The organism is Snuella sedimenti (assembly GCF_016428595.1).
GTDB lineage: Bacteria > Bacteroidota > Bacteroidia > Flavobacteriales > Flavobacteriaceae > Snuella > Snuella sedimenti.
In genome coordinates this window covers 65493-84318 of record NZ_JAELVQ010000010.1, presented here as the reverse complement: position 1 = coordinate 84318, position 18826 = coordinate 65493, and the positions used below count along the sequence as shown (strand labels likewise).

The 18826-nt window shown below is 35.7% G+C and carries 17 protein-coding genes; 5 read left to right on the top strand and 12 right to left on the bottom strand.

The genetic code is table 11. The features are described 5' to 3' along the window. Positions 1-5: 5 nt before the first annotated feature. Positions 6-989 carry a metallophosphoesterase family protein gene (locus JF259_RS09530; protein ID WP_199115083.1) on the top strand — a complete coding sequence of 328 codons (984 nt, stop codon included), beginning with the start codon at positions 6-8 and terminating at the stop codon, positions 987-989. A 199-nt stretch (positions 990-1188) separates the two neighbouring features. Here the strand turns inward: JF259_RS09530 and guaB are convergent, their stop codons facing one another. The 8 genes from guaB to JF259_RS09490 all read right to left on the bottom strand — a co-directional run bounded on the left by guaB (position 1189) and on the right by JF259_RS09490 (position 10969). After that, on the bottom strand, positions 1189-2661 hold the full coding sequence (guaB, locus tag JF259_RS09525; RefSeq protein ID WP_199115082.1) for an IMP dehydrogenase: 1473 nt from the start codon (positions 2659-2661) through the stop codon (positions 1189-1191). A 128-nt stretch (positions 2662-2789) separates the two neighbouring features. Continuing rightward, positions 2790-5552 carry an outer membrane beta-barrel protein gene (locus JF259_RS09520; RefSeq protein ID WP_199115081.1) on the bottom strand — a complete coding sequence of 921 codons (2763 nt, stop codon included), beginning with the start codon at positions 5550-5552 and terminating at the stop codon, positions 2790-2792. A gap of 153 nt (positions 5553-5705) precedes the next feature. After that, on the bottom strand, positions 5706-6194 hold the full coding sequence (locus tag JF259_RS09515) for a hypothetical protein (RefSeq protein ID WP_199115080.1): 489 nt from the start codon (positions 6192-6194) through the stop codon (positions 5706-5708). Further along, positions 6195-6722 (bottom strand): FMN-binding protein, encoded by a 528-nt coding sequence (locus tag JF259_RS09510; RefSeq protein WP_199115079.1) that lies wholly within the window; start codon positions 6720-6722, stop codon positions 6195-6197. It lies immediately after the preceding gene. A gap of 256 nt (positions 6723-6978) precedes the next feature. Beyond that, complete coding sequence (locus JF259_RS09505; RefSeq protein ID WP_199115078.1) at positions 6979-8142, bottom strand: porin family protein; 1164 nt, start codon at positions 8140-8142, stop codon at positions 6979-6981. A 169-nt stretch (positions 8143-8311) separates the two neighbouring features. Beyond that, positions 8312-9175: a hydroxymethylglutaryl-CoA lyase gene (locus JF259_RS09500; protein ID WP_199115077.1), complete on the bottom strand. Its 864-nt coding sequence runs from the start codon at positions 9173-9175 to the stop codon at positions 8312-8314. A 139-nt stretch (positions 9176-9314) separates the two neighbouring features. Further along, complete coding sequence (locus tag JF259_RS09495) at positions 9315-9932, bottom strand: LysE family translocator (protein WP_199115076.1); 618 nt, start codon at positions 9930-9932, stop codon at positions 9315-9317. Between the two features lie 8 nt (positions 9933-9940). Continuing rightward, a complete protein-coding gene (locus JF259_RS09490; RefSeq protein WP_199115075.1) occupies positions 9941-10969 on the bottom strand; it encodes a quinone-dependent dihydroorotate dehydrogenase in 1029 nt (342 codons plus the stop codon). A gap of 139 nt (positions 10970-11108) precedes the next feature. Between JF259_RS09490 and pepT the strand changes: the two genes are divergently transcribed. The 4 genes from pepT (at position 11109) to JF259_RS09470 (ending at position 15334) form a co-directional block, all read left to right on the top strand. Beyond that, a complete protein-coding gene (pepT, locus tag JF259_RS09485; protein WP_233164201.1) occupies positions 11109-12344 on the top strand; it encodes a peptidase T in 1236 nt (411 codons plus the stop codon). 182 nt (positions 12345-12526) lie between these two features. Continuing rightward, positions 12527-13126 carry a helix-turn-helix domain-containing protein gene (locus JF259_RS09480; RefSeq protein ID WP_199115074.1) on the top strand — a complete coding sequence of 200 codons (600 nt, stop codon included), beginning with the start codon at positions 12527-12529 and terminating at the stop codon, positions 13124-13126. A gap of 130 nt (positions 13127-13256) precedes the next feature. Continuing rightward, on the top strand, positions 13257-14726 hold the full coding sequence (locus JF259_RS09475; RefSeq protein WP_199115073.1) for a sulfatase: 1470 nt from the start codon (positions 13257-13259) through the stop codon (positions 14724-14726). An 11-nt stretch (positions 14727-14737) separates the two neighbouring features. Continuing rightward, positions 14738-15334, top strand: coding sequence for a YdeI/OmpD-associated family protein (locus JF259_RS09470; protein WP_199115072.1), 597 nt, complete (start codon positions 14738-14740; stop codon positions 15332-15334). 74 nt (positions 15335-15408) lie between these two features. Here JF259_RS09470 and JF259_RS09465 read toward each other — a convergent pair whose 3' ends face one another. From JF259_RS09465 to proC, 4 genes are all read right to left on the bottom strand, one after another. After that, a complete protein-coding gene (locus JF259_RS09465) occupies positions 15409-15876 on the bottom strand; it encodes a hypothetical protein (protein ID WP_199115071.1) in 468 nt (155 codons plus the stop codon). Between the two features lie 154 nt (positions 15877-16030). Then, a complete protein-coding gene (locus tag JF259_RS09460) occupies positions 16031-17230 on the bottom strand; it encodes a glutamate-5-semialdehyde dehydrogenase (RefSeq protein WP_199115070.1) in 1200 nt (399 codons plus the stop codon). A gap of 10 nt (positions 17231-17240) precedes the next feature. Then, positions 17241-18011: a glutamate 5-kinase gene (gene proB, locus JF259_RS09455; RefSeq protein ID WP_199115069.1), complete on the bottom strand. Its 771-nt coding sequence runs from the start codon at positions 18009-18011 to the stop codon at positions 17241-17243. A gap of 4 nt (positions 18012-18015) precedes the next feature. Beyond that, positions 18016-18822 (bottom strand): pyrroline-5-carboxylate reductase, encoded by an 807-nt coding sequence (gene proC, locus JF259_RS09450; protein ID WP_199115068.1) that lies wholly within the window; start codon positions 18820-18822, stop codon positions 18016-18018. Between the last annotated feature and the right edge of the window lie 4 nt (positions 18823-18826).

Sequence of the window (18826 nt, the reverse complement as noted above, 5' to 3'; positions counted from 1 at the left end):
ACAAGATGTCAGTATATAAATACATAGTAATCGCTTTTATAACTTTATTACTATCAATCCGTACCAATGCTCAGGAAATAGACAATCCATATAATCCAGAGCCTAAAATGAAGGCTTTAAAGACCAAAACTGGCAAACATGTAGCGACCATGCATTTTTTAGTTTTTGGAGACTCAAAAGGGTCGAGACATTTTCCTAACGTTTTAAAGCGAGCTGACTCTCTACAACCAGATTTTTGTATCACAACAGCTGATCTTGTTAATACTGGTGGAGGTAAAAAAGGAAAGCAAGATTATGACAAACTTGATAAAATGGGTGGCTGGTTTATGCGCAAGTACCCCATGTGGCCAACTGTAGGTAATCATGAAGAATCGGGTGGAGATGATGGTGTCGAGAATTTTACTAATTTTTTTGGCATGAAGAAGGCCATGTATAGTTTTGAATATGGCAATGCTAAATTTATCGCACTGCCCTGGCCAAAAATAAATAATGACAGAGTCAAGCTTAAATGGTTGAAAAAAGAACTGAGAAACGCAAAAGGAAAACATATTTTCATCTTCAAACACCGTCCGCATTACACCCTAGGAGCAAAGTCATATAAGGATGTAGAAGGCAAAGAAACAAAGACTACAAAACTGTATGACAGATACAATGTTACTGCTGTTTTTAGTGGTCATGACCATATTTATTACCGTACCAAGCGCAACACTACAAATTATATTATTTCTGCTGGTGCTGGTGCCACTATTTATCCTCTTAGACGTGAAAACGATGCGCTTAAAAATGATGCCTATTATGGTAAACGAACGGACGAAAACATAAAGAAAGGACACGCTCCTTATATGTTTCGTGCAGCAAATGGCACTATAACAAACCTACCCGAAGCAATGTACTATGTACTTTCTGTTAAAATTGACGGGGATCGCGTTTCTATCGAAATGATAGATGAAAAAACCGGAAAAGTGTGGGATCGTGCCTTAATTAAATAATGAACTTTTAAACTTTTTAGATTGAAGCAAAAATCAGGCATTTTTTGCACATTTGAAAGCTTTTTTGAGTTGTATAGTCGAGCTACGGAAGAAGAAAAAGACAAAAAACGGGTAAAAAAGGGCATTTTTTTAGCCAATTGAAAAAAGCACGACTTTTAATTGCAGTCGTGCTTTTTTGTGCTTTATTATTTTATTTTGCTTATCTACTATAATTAGGAGATTCTTTTGTAATCGTTACATCATGTGGATGGCTTTCATTAATACCACTCGCCGTGATCTTAACGAACTGCCCTGTTTCTTTTAAAGTCTCAACATCTTTAGCCCCACAATACCCCATACCTGCTCGCAAACCACCAATAAACTGATGGATACTTTCGTACAGGTCTCCTTTATAAGGTACACGTCCAACAATACCTTCTGGCACTAATTTTTTAATATCGTCTTCAACATCTTGGAAATAACGATCTTTACTACCTTCTTTCATGGCTTCTACCGATCCCATTCCGCGATACGATTTAAATTTTCTTCCTTCGTAAATAATGGTTTCTCCTGGTGATTCTTTCGTTCCTGCTAAAAGCGAGCCTAACATCACACAATCGGCTCCTGCTGCAATAGCTTTAGGAATATCACCTGTATAACGAATACCACCATCGGCAATTACCGGAACACCACTGCCTTTTATTGCGGCTGCCACTTCAAGCACTGCTGAAAACTGAGGAAAACCAACACCTGCAACTACACGCGTTGTACAAATAGATCCTGGTCCAATACCAACTTTTACAGCATCGGCTCCAGCTTCTACCAGATATTTGGCAGCTGCCCCTGTTGCTATATTACCTACTACAATCTCTAAATCGGGGAACTTCGCTTTTATTTCTTTAAGAACGCCTATAACACCTTTTGTATGGCCATGAGCTGTATCGATAACCACTGCATCAACACCTGCATTTACTAAAGCTTCTGCCCTGTTAACAGCATCGGCAGTTACACCAATAGCTGCAGCTACACGCAAGCGCCCATATTCATCTTTATTTGCATTTGGTTTTTGACTAAGCTTTGTAATGTCCCTAAACGTAATAAGACCAGATAATTTATAATTATCGTCTACAATAAGTAGCTTTTCTATTTTATGTTTTTGAAGGATTTCTTCAGCATCTTTTAATGACGTACCAACCGCTGCTGTTACTAGATTTTCACTAGTCATAACCTCAATAATAGGCTTCTTGTTATCATGCTCAAAACGCAGATCTCTATTGGTAACAATACCCTTTAACGTTCCCGATTCATCTACAATAGGAATCCCGCCAATACCGTGTTCTGCCATATATTGTTTAGCATCGACAACCTTGGCTGTAAGAGGTAAAGTAACCGGATCTATAATCATTCCGCTTTCTGCACGCTTAACGCGTCTTACTTTTAAAGCTTGCGCTTCAATAGTCATGTTTTTATGTAAAACACCAATGCCACCTTCTTGTGCCATGGCAATAGCCATTTTACTTTCGGTTACGGTATCCATTGCTGCCGAAATTATTGGGACATTAATGGTAATATTACGCGTAAATTTTGTTTGAATACTTACTTCTCTCGGTAAAACCTCTGAAAAAGCTGGAACTAAAAGGACATCATCATAAGTTAATCCTTCTCCTACTATTTTGTTTTGATGTGCAGTCATGATGCAATTACGATTATAATTGCGTGCAAATATACAATTAATATCTAAGATATTATGTATTAGTTTTGCCAGTTTTAACAATTAACTTGAAGTGCCTAGCTATTCTATTTCTTATGAATTTCTATAAATTAACCTCGTCCGCCTCCCCTTGATCTAAAACTTCTGCCTCGTCTGTAATCACCGCTACCAACATTCATATTTTGACCAGCAAAACGGCCAAACTTATAAGTAAAATTAAGCATGAAGTATTGTTTTAGTATTTTGCTTTCAACATCTTGAATATAACTTTCTGCAACGGTGCGCCTATAACCATTATTCTTACCTAACATATCGTAACCTACCAATGTTAAAGTTGCTTTATTATTCCACAACTCGGCTCCAATTCCTGCGTTCCAAAACACAGCATCTCCATCAAAATCGTCTCCAACCCTACTATTGTAACGGTATGACAGTTTATTGGACAGAAAAATATTTTTAAAGAAAAAGACTTGTGTATCTATCCTAACATTCTGAACAAAATAATCGTTATCCTTAAAGGCGTCTGTATCATAAACACTTTTGTTCATAGAATAGTTGTACGAAGCATTTAATTCTATCTTATTATCGTAGGCATATCTAAACGAAACCGAGGGTGTTATTGTAGTCGTTTGTGCCGTAAACTTTACATTGTTCTGAATGGATAGATTATTTCTAAAAGCACCTTGTATTCTGGCATTTAAGTTAATATTCGTTTTTTTATTGAAAAACGATTTTGAAATAGCCGCATTCCCCGATAGTGAATAATCACCATTAATATTATCGTAGGTAGTATACCTAATTAAATCTGCATCGGTGGTAGTCGCGTTTATTATTTTATCCTGAACAAACCCCGCTCTTGCATTACCACTAATATTTATGTGATGAAATGCTAAATTGTTCTGATATTCAAAACTTATGCTATGATTAACCTCGGGCTCTAATAACGGATTCCCTTTACGAATATGCGTGATATTACTAACATCTTCTATTGGCTGTAATTGATTTGCCGATGGCACATTCACATCCTGATTATATCTTAATGAAATATTTTTATAGCCATTTTTATCTCTATAACGGATTCTACCTGAATAGGTAAAATATTTAAAATCCGTTTTAAAATTTCGAGCTGCTACCAAGTTGTCCTTATTGTTACGATAGGTATCAGTATAAGCACCTTCCACTTCAAACCTAAAGTAGTTGTATTCATACCGAAGTCTTAAAGATGGTTTTATAACCAGAGAAACATACTTACTATCCGTACTTAACAAGTCATTAAACTCATCATAAATCTCGGTTGTTTCGTTATAGTCATAGACATTCTTCTCATTTTTTTGCGAATTAACGGTAACTGAATATCGCGGAATAATTCTAAAATTAGACCCGACCTCTTTACTCCATATGGCACCAAACCGTATGTTTGTATTTCCATTTTCAACATCATTTATCTGATCTTGTACAACCGTTGTGTTTTTATTGTACAAAACATTTTCTGAAAACCGCTTGCTATTCGTATTACCTTTAGTAAAGTTTGTACTTAATTCAAAATTCATATAATCCCGCCAGTTTCCCGTTAAAGGTGTTACCCTAAGTGTATTATTTAATGTATAATTCGAATTTGTAGTTTCATTGGTCGAATTATAATCACTTACCAAATCACCATTACTATACAGAGCGGTTGTTTCTACTTCAGAAAAAGACACACTATTCGAACTATTAAAATTTATATCGTTTGATAACTGTACTCTTTTATTGGAAGCTTTATTCTTTGGTTCTATTAGGAAATTTAAATCCAATCCACCTTGATGACTATCAGAATCGTTGTACCCCTTGCTTTTGGAATCGGTAATATAATTTAAATTGGGCAAGAAATTTTCCCTATAGGTTTTCTGTTCGGTATCAGTATGTTGTGAACTATACCTGTAATTTCCATTCACTCTAGTTTCATCCCATTTCCCCTTAGAATAATTAGCTCCTAAAAAATCAGAATCAATATGTCCATTACTCGTGTTGGTGTCTGGCAATGCATTAAAACCCCTAGACATATTAATATTATTAGTACCGGAAATTATACCTAACTGTTTACCATCAATAAGTTGAAATATATTGGCATTGGCCTGGTACTTATCATCAGTACCATAACCCAATTTAACATCTCCAAAATAGGCCCTGTTCTTACCTTTCTTTATTTTAAGATTAATTTCTTTAGTTCCCGAATCGGATTCTTCTCCTGTAAACTTCTGCATGTTGGTTTTGTAATCGGTAACCTGCACTTTACTCACCACATTACTCGGGATGTTTTTTAAAGCGATATCGCCTTTTTTCTCTCCAAAAAACCGCATGCCATCTACATTAATAGCCTCTACCTCTACTCCATTTACCGTAATGTTACCATCCATATCTATGTCTACACCTGGCAACTTTTTTAATAAGTCTTCTGCCTTATCGTTAGGAAGTGTTTTGAAACTATCTGCATTATACTCAATGGTATCCTTTTTTACAACTACTGGGGGTGCCTTACCAATAACCGATACAACATCCAATGCCTCAACTTGATCCTCTAATTCAATAGTTCCAATGTTTAAATTATCTCCTTCTGGGACCAATACGTCCTTACTGAATGGTTTATAACCCAAATAAGCAATATTAAAACGTATTTTAGGAGCGTCTTCTGCATTCACCCGAATGGAGAATGCACCTTCTTTATTTGTTATACCATAAGCCATAACAACACTATCTTTAATACTTTGCAGGTAAACTGAAGCACCTTCTAATACATAAGAGGTATTATCTTTAACAACACCTTCTAATGTAAACTTTTGGGCATATAATGTTATAGAAAAAAGAAACGAAAGAAGTAATAAGGATTTTTTCAATGTTATTTTTAATTAGAAGTTTGCCTTTAGACACCTGACATCCCTAAAAGTTTAACCTTTAATTGTTAAAAAAAGCCTAAAGCTTTATTTTATTGTTACACCATGAGGTAGCATTAACAAGGCTAACTCAAATATAAACAAAAAAGAAGTAAGTTATTTTTTTTGCAGCAGCTGCTTTAGGACAATAATAATCGATATAGTAAAGACAAGTGTCATTAAAAGACCAGAAAACATAACGACATATTTCATCCACAAAATGCCCTTCCATAGCAGGTAAAGCCCTCCGAAGGTAAGTATAACAGATATAAAAGGCTCTACAATTAAAAATAGTTTTAATTTCTTTGCTAACTGGGTAATAGAAACAATAACACCTAATAAAAAGAAAATAATAGACAGTGATAAAATATGGTTATGCACCAAGGTTAGCATTTCCTTGTCGCTCTTTTTAAAACGCATTACAGTTGCATTTTCATCGTCTTCATTCCCTAAAAACTGCTCTTCAATTCCGTTTGGATGCGCTGTTGATGTTTCTCCAACAAATAGTAAACCAGTGTAAAAACCAACACTTAAGACAATAACAAATGCCCCAATTAATAATTTAATCTCTTTAGGAAGCACATGTATTAATCCGTTAAGCTGCATTTACAAGATATTTTTAGAGTGAAGTATTTTTAATGATTGTAATAAATTATTCATGGCATTGGTCATGGAACGTACAGAAATAGTGGCTCCAGAGATAGCAACGATATTATCTCCATATCTTAGGGCATCTCCTTCTTTTTTACCTATAAATTGTTTCAACCAACGTTTGCTTCCAATTTCTCCTCCATAATCTTCTCGATATACTAGCACCTTTGTCTTTAAAACAATCAAGTCCTTATCCAATAATACCAAATAATCAAATTCATCCGTTTTACTCGGAGCTTTAGCCACATAGGCATAACCTAAAAGCGCATCATCAACAGTTATTTTAAACAGGTTGTCTTCCCCAAATTGAGAAGGCAAGTCTTTAGTATCCTCATCGAGAATTCGAACATTCGTAAAATGGAACGTTTCAATATTAAAAGCATCCTTTATTGCAGCATCCACTTTTTTCTGAATAGTTTTTGGCAAGCCAAAAGAGTACATAACAACTGCTAAAAGCAATATAAAAACGGGTTTAAATTTCACACGTTTAAATTTTAGTAATTAATTGATTTTATTGTAATTATAAAATTAAGAACGTGTGCAACCACTCCCTACACTCGTTCTCTCATTAAAAATTTTAAACATTTCCTTTTGTGAAGTAATTTTTAAAATTTCTTAATGCTCGTTTCATGTGGCAAAAGTATTGAATTATTTACTTTTATAAACAACTAAAATACCAAATAGCTAAAGCAGGAAATTAAATTCCCTGCTTTAGCTGTTAACACTTAAAGAATATTCCTTAGAACCAAACGCCAAATCCTATGTTAAGTTGCCCTACGGATTTGTTACCGTCAACGGCGTTATCAAAAATTTGATAATCTGCTTTAACAACAGCTCCTGGAGCAACGTGATAACTTAAACCTGTTGTCCACTCGTTTCTATTATATCCTAAATTTCTAGTAATACCTGCATCTTTAGTTGCTGCATGGGTATCATATTGCTCGTATCTTACAAATGCATCTAATTTTTGCTCATTATCTAATGGCAATAAATTATAAGCAGCTTCTGCATACCATCCCTTTAATTCAGAACCTAAATTTGCAGAATTTAAAGCATTATAATCATCGGCATCACTAATTAAAGCATGAATATACTGTCCTCTTGCAGAAAAACGCTTATTAATATATCTAGCATCTAAACCAAACATGGTTACGCCAACATCTGCACCATCAATTTTATCAACAGCATCTTCGGCTTGAGTATTCCCAAAATAACCTGACAACCCTAAACGTAATCCTGGTAAACCATAATAATCTAACTTGGCAGATAAATTAGGTGTATTAATTGTTGATTCTGCTCCTTTTTGACGTCCATTTCGCAAACCATTACTTCCCCCTAAAGTTTTTGATCCATTTATAGACTTAAATCCATTAAAAAGATAAGCTTGGTAACGTAAACTTGCATCGTTAAACTTTCCAGTTACACCAACACCTACTTCTCTCCAAGTAGTCGGAACTATACTTTTATCCATGCTTGGGCGCTCAACACCATTAAAAGTAGTAGGCTCGTGATACTCATTTACGATTCCCATAGGCACCAACATTAAACCTCCACGAATATTTAAGTTATCATTTAAGCTATAATTCAAAAACGCTTGCTCAATGTACACTTCCTTAACATGCTCGTATTCAATTTCGGTTACGAATTGCACTCTATCATTAAACTTATATCCCAAAAGCATTACCATTCTATGCACATCCAATTTACCATTCCCTCCTTCTGGTTGGTTATAATCTACTTGTGCATAACCTCCAACAGTTATACCTTGCGACCTATTACCACTTAAAATGTTCTGTACTGCATTTTGTTGTTGGTTTTTAGTTGCTGTTGTATCTTGACTTACTGTTTGCGCAAATGATGATACACCCATTAAAATAGCTAAAAATGTTGTTACTCTTTTCATTACTTGATTAAATATTATATTTATTTAGATTAATTATAAATAACTATTAATTTCGAAGTGCAAATTTAAAACTCATTATGAGATACACAAAGTTTATTTAGATTAATTTTAAATAAATTTTAACAAGAAAACATAACTATTTAACAAACAGAATATTACAATAAAAAAATTAATAATACACATTAAAAATCTTGGAAGCCTCATTAAAAGCACTCTCAAAACTAAGTGCATTCAGGGTATTGCTTTTAACGGTTGTGAAGTAAGACAACAGTTTTTCGGTTGGCATATTTCCAGTTAACTCATCTTTTGCCATTGGACATCCTCCAAAACCTTGAATGGCACCATCAAATCGCCTGCAACCAGCTTTATAGGCTGCATCAACTTTCTCGAACCAAGAACTAGGCGTAGTGTGCAAGTGCGCACCAAACTCTATGTGTGGGTATTTTGGAATTAAGTTAGAAAACAAATATGCTATACTTTCGGGTGTAGAACTACCAATGGTATCACTTAATGAGAGTATTTTTACTCCCATGCCATTTAAACGCTCGGTCCATTCCCCCACAATATCTACATCCCAAGGGTCGCCATAGGGATTTCCAAATCCCATAGAGATGTATACAACCACCTCCTTATTACTTTGGTCTGCTATATTTAAAATAGTGTTTAAAATGATGACGGACTGCGCTATGGTTTTATGCGTATTACGCATTTGAAAGTTTTCTGAAATAGAAAAAGGATAGCCCAAATAATCTATCTCTGGATGTTTTGACGCTTCCATAGCACCACGCTCGTTAGCTACTATTGCCAATAACTTACTGGTTGTACTCGATAAATCCAATTGCGATAAAACCGCAGCTGTATCCACCATTTGGGGAATAGCCTTAGGCGATACAAAACTACCAAAATCTATAGTATCGAACCCAACCCTTAACAAAGATTGAATATATTGAACCTTTTGAGATGTAGGTATAAAAGCTTTTATGCCTTGCATTGCATCTCTTGGGCACTCAATAACTTTAACATGGTCATTCATACCTTTTAAACATATTAAAAGCTTCTACAAGAATCATTTTTATTTGCTCTATAATAAATTTTAAATGCCACGTGGCTTGCCTCTCAATTAAAATGATTGCCTCTATAAATGTGCAAAGTTTTAATCGAAGATAGTTTATCTAAATCAAAATTAAAATACCAATACACATTAAAACAATTATTTGAAACCACTTAAAAAAAACACCTGCTCTTTTATGCCCTTTAATATAAACAGCAATACTATCAGACAATAATGCAATACTTGAAAATACAATAAAGGATACCACTATAAAGAATCCCCCTAAAATATAAAACTGACTTACATTACTTAGGTAGTCACTAAATAAAAAACCCGGAAAAAAAGCTAAAAAGAACAACGACACCTTTGGATTAAGGACATTCATTATAAAACCTTGCCTATATAATTTAAAGAGGCTCTTTTTGGGCACACCATGAGCATCTAAACCAAGTTGAGCATTGCTTCTATATACGCTAAATGCCAAATAGAACAAGTAACCAACCCCAAACAATTTTATAATTAAAAACAGCTTATCATTTTGCTGTATTATGGTTGAGACGCCAAAAGCCACCAGAGTAGTGTGTACCAAACAACCTGTCATTAAACCTAAAACCGTTGCAATCCCATATTTCTTGCCATGCACTATACTCTGCATCAGCACATAAACATTATCGGGTCCTGGGCTTATAGCTAAGGCTGCCGATGCTAAAGTAAACGATATTAACACAGAGTATTCCAACTTAACCTTTACTTTAACAACGCCTTGTTAATAGCCTTCACTAGTCCTGGCCCTTCGTAAATAAACCCTGTATAAATCTGTACCAAATCGGCTCCTGCTTTTATTTTCTCCAAAGCATCGTTTGCTGAGTGAATACCTCCCACACCTATTATGGGAAAGGCTTTATTGCTTTTCTCTGCTAAGTATTTTATGGTGCGTGTGCATTTTTCTTTTATGGGTTGCCCACTCAAACCGCCATTCCCTATAGCTTCCAACTGTTCCTTAGTAGCTTTTAAATTACGCCTATCGGTAGAGGTATTGCTAGCTATAACGCCATCCAAATTCGTAGCGTTAACCAATTCTACAATTTCATCTAATTGATTATCATTCAAATCCGGTGCTATTTTTAAAAGAATCGGCTTTTGCTTTTCAAATGTCTTATTGGCTTTTTGTACAGCACTTATCAATTCTTCTAAGTATTCCTTATCGTTTAACTTGGCATGGCTTCCCACATTAGGACAACTAACATTAAGAACGAAATAATCTACATATGGATGCAAGGCATTAAAACACGCTAAATAATCTTTGGTATAATTTTCAGGCTTTGTAGCTGTGTTCTTTCCTATGTTGCCCCCAATAACAAGTTTTCCCTTATTCTTTTTTAGCTGAGAAATAGCAGCCTCAACACCTTCGTTATTAAAGCCCATGCGATTTATAATCCCTTGGTCATCCTTTAATCGAAATAAGCGCTTTTTCGGATTTCCAGACTGTCCCTTAGGAGTTACGGTACCTATCTCTATAAAACCAAAACCAAAGTTTGCCAATTCATTGTATAACACGGCATTTTTATCGAACCCAGCCGCCAGTCCAACGGGGTTTTTAAAAGTAATCCCAAATAGCTTACGTTCCAGTCGTTTATCGTCAACAACATACAAACTTCTGTAAAGTGCTTTAAACCCCGGTATTTTAGAAGTGTTCTTTACTAATGAAAATATAAAATGATGAATCTTCTCTGGATCGATTTTAAAAAATAAAGGACGAAGTAATAATTTGTACATCAGTATTATTTATGCAAAAATACTTCTAAATAAAAAATCAACCAATTCAAAAGGGAAAAAAATTAATAATCGTATTTTTAACCCCATAAAAGGTTATTCCCTTAAATAACTTAATATTCCCAAAAAACGCTATCAAATAATGGATAAACAACGTATTATAGACCGCTTTATAAGCTACGTAACGATAGACACCCAATCTGACGCTAAGTCCAATACGACACCGAGTACCAAAAAACAATGGGATTTAGCAAATAAGCTGGTAGATGAATTAAAAACTATCGGCCTGCAAGATGTTAGCATTGATGAAAACGCCTATATTATGGCCACGTTACCCAGTAATGTAGAACATGCAGTACCTACCATTGGCTTTATTTCGCATTTCGACACCACACCAGATTTTACGGGTACTAATGTAAAACCGCAAATTATTTCTAACTATGATGGAAAGGATATTGTACTTAATGCCGAAAAAAACATCATACTATCCCCTAGTTATTTTGAAGATCTTTTACTGTATAAGGGTCAAACCTTAATTACAACAGATGGCAATACACTTTTAGGAGCCGATGACAAAGCTGGTATCTGTGAGATTGTGTCTGCTATGGAATACCTTATACAACATCCTGAAATTAAACATGGCCCCATTCGTATTGGTTTTACTCCTGATGAAGAAATAGGGCGTGGCGCTCATAAATTTGACGTTGAAAAGTTTGGAGCCGACTGGGCCTATACTATGGATGGCAGCCAAGTTGGCGAATTAGAATACGAAAACTTTAATGCCGCCGGGGCAAAAGTTACCGTTAAGGGAAAGATTGTTCATCCGGGATATGCAAAAGGCAAACTGATCAACTCCATGTACATTGCAACCGAATTTATTAATTCGTTACCACGGTTGGAAACCCCTGAGCACACAGAAGGATACCAAGGCTTTTTTCATTTATGCGACATCACAGGTAAAGTTGAAGAAACGGTTTTAGAGTATATTATCCGTGATCACGACCGTGGCCATTTTGAAGCGCGTAAAGAAGTCATGCAAAAAATAACCAATGAAATAAATGCCCAATATGGTAATGACGTTATTGTTTTGGAAATTAAAGACCAATACTATAACATGAAAGAAAAAGTAGAACCTGTAATGCATATCGTTGACATAGCAGAAGAAGCTATGAAACAGCTTGGGATAAAACCTTTAATAAAAGCCATTCGCGGTGGCACAGACGGTTCGCAATTAAGTTACATGGGCCTTCCCTGCCCCAATATTTTTGCAGGAGGACACAACTTTCATGGGCGTTACGAATACGTACCTGTAGAAAGTATGATAAAAGCCACTGAGGTTATTTGTAAAATTGCCGAGTTAACCGCAATGAAAAAATAATCACGGTGAAAAATATAATCTTGCGCAACAGCTTGGCATAAAAAGCAAATATTTTATATCAAGCTGTTGTTTTTGTAACAATATCAACAGTTTGACACTAATGACGTAAATATGACGTAGTAAAGACGCTATCAACTATAACAAATCCAAAATACTTTTACCGCAAATAAAAATCAAACAAAATGGACCATTTAAATTTAGCGCAACGTGTAAAAGAATTAAGAACCGGAAAAGGGTTCTCTCAAGAAGTATTGGCAGAAATATCAGGTCTAAGCTTAAGAACCATCCAAAGGATTGAAAATAATGAAACCGTTCCGAGAGGGGACACCTTAAAACGATTGGCTGTTGCCTTAAACACATCACCCGATGATATTGTGGATTGGCAAGTACAGGAAGACCAAAGTTATTTAACCTTAATGAGCGCTTCGGCTCTAGGCTTTTTATTTTTTCCATTGTTAGGTATAATCATTCCTTTAACCCTATGGATACTAAAAAAGGATAAACTAAAAGGGGTTAATGAATTGGGAAAATCCATATTAAACTTTCAAATTTCCTGGGTGCTTTTATTATTTCTCTATTACATTTTTATTATATCTGGAATGCTAGGGCTTGGAAATATTTTTACTAAAATACTCCCCAATTGGAGGTTTGGTATACTAACCTTTTTTATCCCTCTCATCTGTCTCTATTTGTATAATATAATGGTAACAATAATCAATACCATCAGGATACATAAGCACAAATCTTTTAAGTATGTTCCAGCACTAAGGATTTTGAGATAACGAGCAATTTTCAACAGTATTTCAAACCAAAGGCGGATCTAGAATTTACAAAACATGTCTTTATGTTTTGTAACACAATTATTTTTCTAATAATACATTATATTTAAAGCTCAAAAATCGACTATTCCATATGCTCATTAAAACACTACTTAGGTTATTTATTATTTCAACAACCACATTGGTATCATGTGGCAAACAAAATGAAAAACCCAATATCGTATTCATTGCTGTAGACGATTTAAGAACGGATTTAGGCTGTTATAACAACCCAGTAGTGCAATCTCCAAATCTTGATAAGTTAGCAGCAACAGGTTTTTTGTTTAAAAACCATTTTGTAAATGTACCTACCTGTGGTGCTTCCAGACATTGCTTACTAACTGGTATGCGGCCAACAACAAAAGCCCATCTTGGAAATGACATTACCCAACATGTACTCTCTAACCAACCCGAGACAGATATTCCAGAAACCTTTATTCATCAATTAAAGAGAAATGGCTACCATACTGTAGGTATTGGTAAAATTAGTCACTCTGCTGATGGTCTTCTCTATGGCTATACCGAACAACCTTCTAATAAAAGAGAACTACCCTACAGCTGGGATGAACTGATTTTTAATCCGGGGAAATGGCGAACTGGTTGGAACGCTTTCTTTGGCTATGCCAATGGTGAAAACAGACAAAGCTTGAACAGACAGGTTAAACCCTATGAAAAAGGAAAAGTTAGTGATACTGGTTATGTAGATGGTCTAACTACTCAATTAGCTATAGATAAACTAAAAGAACTCAAAAAAAATACAAAGCCATTTTTTCTAAGCGTAGGTCTCTTTAAACCGCATTTGCCATTTACAGCACCCGAAAAGTACTGGGACTTATACAACAGAGATGCCATTCCAATCACTGACAATCCTGCAATCCCGCAAAATGTCAACCCACAAAGTTTACACAACAGCCACGAATTAAACGGTTATAAATTGGGAGAAGAAAAACCTGCACTTAACCAGCCTGCATCCGATGGCTATACAAAACAACTAAAACATGCCTACTATGCCTGCATTAGCTATACAGACCATTTAATTGGGTCGATAATTGATGAAATTAAAGCACTTGGACTCGACGACAATACCATTATTGTGGTATGGGGAGACCACGGATGGCATCTGGGTGATCAACAAGTATGGGGGAAACATACCATTTTTGAAAATGCCTTGAAAAGTACTTTAATTATAAAAGTACCTAACAGCAAACAAACAAAACCTATTACATCTATTGTAGAAACAGTTGATATTTATCCCACTTTAATGGCTCTGTGCAATGTGGATACTAAACACCCCATAGATGGCGAAAGTTTTATAAACTTGTTAAACAACAACAATTCCTCTTCTCAAGATGATGTTGCCTACAGTTATTTTAAAAATGGTATTTCCTTAAGAACAGAGCGCTATAGACTCACAAAATACTTTAGAAAAGCCGAGCCTACTATCGAACTATATGATCATGACACCGATCCTTTGGAAAGCATTAATATTGCTTCTAAGCATCCAGGTATTGTCAACAAACTTATGCCTGTACTAGAAAAAGGAAATACTGGGCTCTATAAATAAATTTAAAACGTGTGGAAAAGGTAACATCCGTTGAAGCTTATATTGAATTGCATCCTCATTTTTCGAGTGCCTTACATGTGTTGCGAAATATCTTAATTAATACAGAATTAGAAGAAACCATCAAATGGAACGCTCCTGTTTACACTCTAAACAACAAAAATGTTGTTGGACTAAGTGCTTTTAAGCAACACTTTGGCCTTTGGTTCTTTAATGGTATATTTTTAAAGGATGATCATAATCTTTTAATAAATGCCCAAGAATACAAAACAAAGGCATTACGCCAAATGCGATTTAAATCAATTGATGAAATTGACAAAACCATCGTTTTAAATTACATAAAAGAAGCAATAGACAACCAAAAATTAGGACGTGTCCTAAAACCAGACAAGAATAAAAAAGAAATTGCCATACCGCAGACTCTAAAAAATAGTCTTGATAAAGACGAAGCACTAAACAATTGTTTTGAATCCTTAACACCCTATAAGCAACGTGAATTCTGCGAATATATTAGTTCTGCGAAAAGAGAAACCACGTTGCAAACACGGTTAAAAAAGATCATACCCCTTATTTTACAGGGTATTGGACTAAACGACAGATACAAAAAATAAGCCTGCCCTAAAGTTTGATTTTCAAATGGATATTAGTTTATGCAAACTTTGACCAGGACAGGCACTTTTAACTACTAAAACAACCCTAATCGTACTTTTGGAGTTCCAATGCTTACTCTTGTAGTGCTAGATCGTGGATACCTTTCATAATGGTATCTGTTATAACCATAATAATAAAATGTTGCATGGTGATAATAATGGCCACTGTGGTGACAATGGTGATCACAATGTCCGTAATGCTCGGCATAAGCCTTTCTTTTTCTTCGCATATAAGCTCTATAAGCTTTTCGATCCCGCGCTTTTAATTCCGCTTCATATGTTTTTTGGTCTTCCCAAAATGCAAGCTCTTCTTCTTCATTATCAGCTTTAAACTGCTGTTCATACTTAGCATCTTCTAGCGCTCGCTTTTCATAATAAGAAGTTTTATCAACTTTTGTTTCGCTTGTCGCCTTCAATTCATTAGACGTTTCCGCTTCTTGTGCACATATTATAGAAGAAAAAACGAATGCTACAAGAAGCGCTACATATTTTAAAGATTTCATAATTATAAAATTTAGGGTTACTAATACTGTTTTGTTTCCTTTATCAGGCCTGTTTGTTAGTAAGACACCTATATTATTTTTTTCCCTACGAAATCATTAGAAAATTTTTATATCAGATATGAAATACCCCGTCCCGGGTGATCTATTAATACGGTTACATACGTACATGGCCATCTCCATAAACATAATACTTATTGGTAACCAATTGCTTAAGACCTAAAGGACCACGATGGTGTAATTTATCTGTACTAATTGCCAGTTCTGCACCAACGCCCATCGCGCCCCCATCAGTAAATCGGGTAGATGCGTTTTTATAAACAGCTGCACAGTCTACCGCTTCCATAAAGGTTTGGGCGGTGTCATTGTTGGTTGTAATTATTGAAGCCGAGTGTCCTCCCGAATATTTGTTTATCTTGTTAACAGCTTCTTTTAAGCTGTCTACCGAACCAATGCAACATTTCATTGCCAGGAACTCTTCATACCACACTGCATCATCCCCAATGATCGTTTCCTCCTTCAAAGTACGAAGGGTTAATTCATCAACCAATACCTCAACTCCATTTGTTTTTAAAATGGTGTTTAACGCTTTTAGTTTTGCCTCATACTCCGGAATGTTTACGTCTATTAAAATTTTGTCTAATGCGTTACACGCAGATATTTTGTGGGTTTTAGCATTAAGGATAACCTCTATTGCCTGCTGCCAATTGGCTTCTTTATCAACATATAAAAAATTATTCCCTCTTCCGCTTACCAGTACGGCACACTTTGCATGTTCTTTAACAAACGCAATTAACCGCTCTCCCCCCCTAGGTACGATCAGATCTAAAGGCTCCGTAGGTTTTTTAAGAAAGTCCTGTGTTTGTTCCCTGTTCATTTTAAGCAACCTTATGTAGTTTGTACTTAAACTGTTCTCTTTGAGGGCACGATGCCATAGATCAACAAGCAGAACATTACTGTTCAGGGCTTCTTTACCACCTTTTAAAAGAATTTTATTATTGGCCTTAAAGGCCAGTGCTGCTGCTTCAATGGTTACATCGGGGCGTGATTCATAAATAATCATGATCGTTCCAAAAGGTGCTGTTCTATTTTCTATTTTCAATCCGCTTGGCAACGTATTGCCAGAAATGATCTTTTCTACTGGATCCTCCTGCTCTTTCACCTCTTTAATAGCCTGCACCATGCTGTTTATCTTGTCTTCATTAATAATTAAACGATCGTACATGGCCTGATCGTCCTTATTAAACCCCTCTAAATCCTTCTTATTTGCTTCCAGTAAAGCTTCGTGGTTAGCGTCTAATAACCTTATCATACTGGACAACACATGATCTTTTATTGCTGTTGTTATTAATTTCATTTGTTGTGTTTTAAAGGGCCACTTTAGTCCCTATATTCTTTCCTTCAATAATATCAATTATCGTATTATCCCTTTTACCGTTGGCTATATAAGTAGGTATATTTTTAGCTGCAGCTTGTTGTGCATAATCCAACTTCGATCCCATACCACCACGGCCTTCTTCTTCTTTTTTGTTACTGTCTTTAATGTATTTATCCAAATTTTCATCAGGATCAACATGTTCTATAAGGTCACTGGCCTCCGAATCCGGATGTCCGCTATAAATACCATCAATATCCGTTAGAATGATCAGTTTATCGGCATTCATCAGTTGTGCAATAAGACTGGCTAGCTCATCATTATCAGAGAACATAGACATGGTCACGGATACGGCATCATCTTCATTTGCAATAGGGATAACACCTTCCGATAGCAATCCTTCGCAACAATTTATCATATTTTCGCGATGTACTCCGGGACTAAAATCCCTTTTGGTAGGCAACACCTGCGCACACTTCATACCGTAATCGTGAAATATATTGTAATACAAACGCATCATTCTGGGCTGGCCAATGGCCGAATACACCTGTCGCCGTTGCGTTCTATCGTTTATGTTAGATTTACCCAAAACCTCTTTCCCTGCAATCACAGAGCCCGATGATACCAGTATAGTAATAATACCACGCTCATAAAGTTCGGCTATTTGACGAACGAGACGTCGTAATACGGGCCTGACAATTCGATTGTCCTTATTGGTCATTACATTAGTCCCAACTTTTATAACTATTTTTTCTGTATACATACTATTAATGTTCTTCTCCTAATTCTATTGCACGTTGAAAGGCTGCAAAGGCAGCTTCTTTTATTAATTCGTTTACATTGTTATCTGCCATAGAATCTAAAGCAGCTCTAGTCGTTCCACCTTTTGAAGCGACTCGATCCATCCAGGAGTTAGGTGACAAATTAGACTGGTTAAAAAGTTCGACCGCTCCGGTAAATGTCTGGCTCACCAAAACGGTTGAGTCATTTTTAGAAAACCCCATTTGCAAGGCAGCTTCCATCATACTCTGCATAAAATAAAACACATAGGCAGGGCCACTACCTGAAATTCCTGTAGAAGCATCTATAAAATTCTCATTCGATACCCTAATTGATTTCCCAGTGGTATCCAACAAACTTTCGACCGTTAGCAGCTCTATTCTGGATACTTCAGGTGAAGCCACATAAGACGTTAGCCCTTTTCCTATTTTAGCAGGTAAATTAGGCATGGCTCTAACTATTTTATTTAATCCTGTTAATGTTCTCATGGAATCGATCGTGACACCCGCCATAATTGAAATAATTATTTGTTCTGGGTTTACCAAAGATTGCATAGCACGAAGTAAAGCCTCAGAATGGTAGGGCTTCACCGCAATAAAAATAATATCTGCCTGTGGCACACAATCGTCTAATTCTTTAAAAGCATCGAAGTGAGACATTTGATGAAGTTCTTCCAGCTTTTCTTCAGAGTTGTCCAGAACCATAATGTTCCTTTTTTTAAGCAACTTCGATTTAGACATACCTTGTGCATAAGTAAGCCCCATATTTCCGGCTCCTATTACTAGTACTCTCATATGT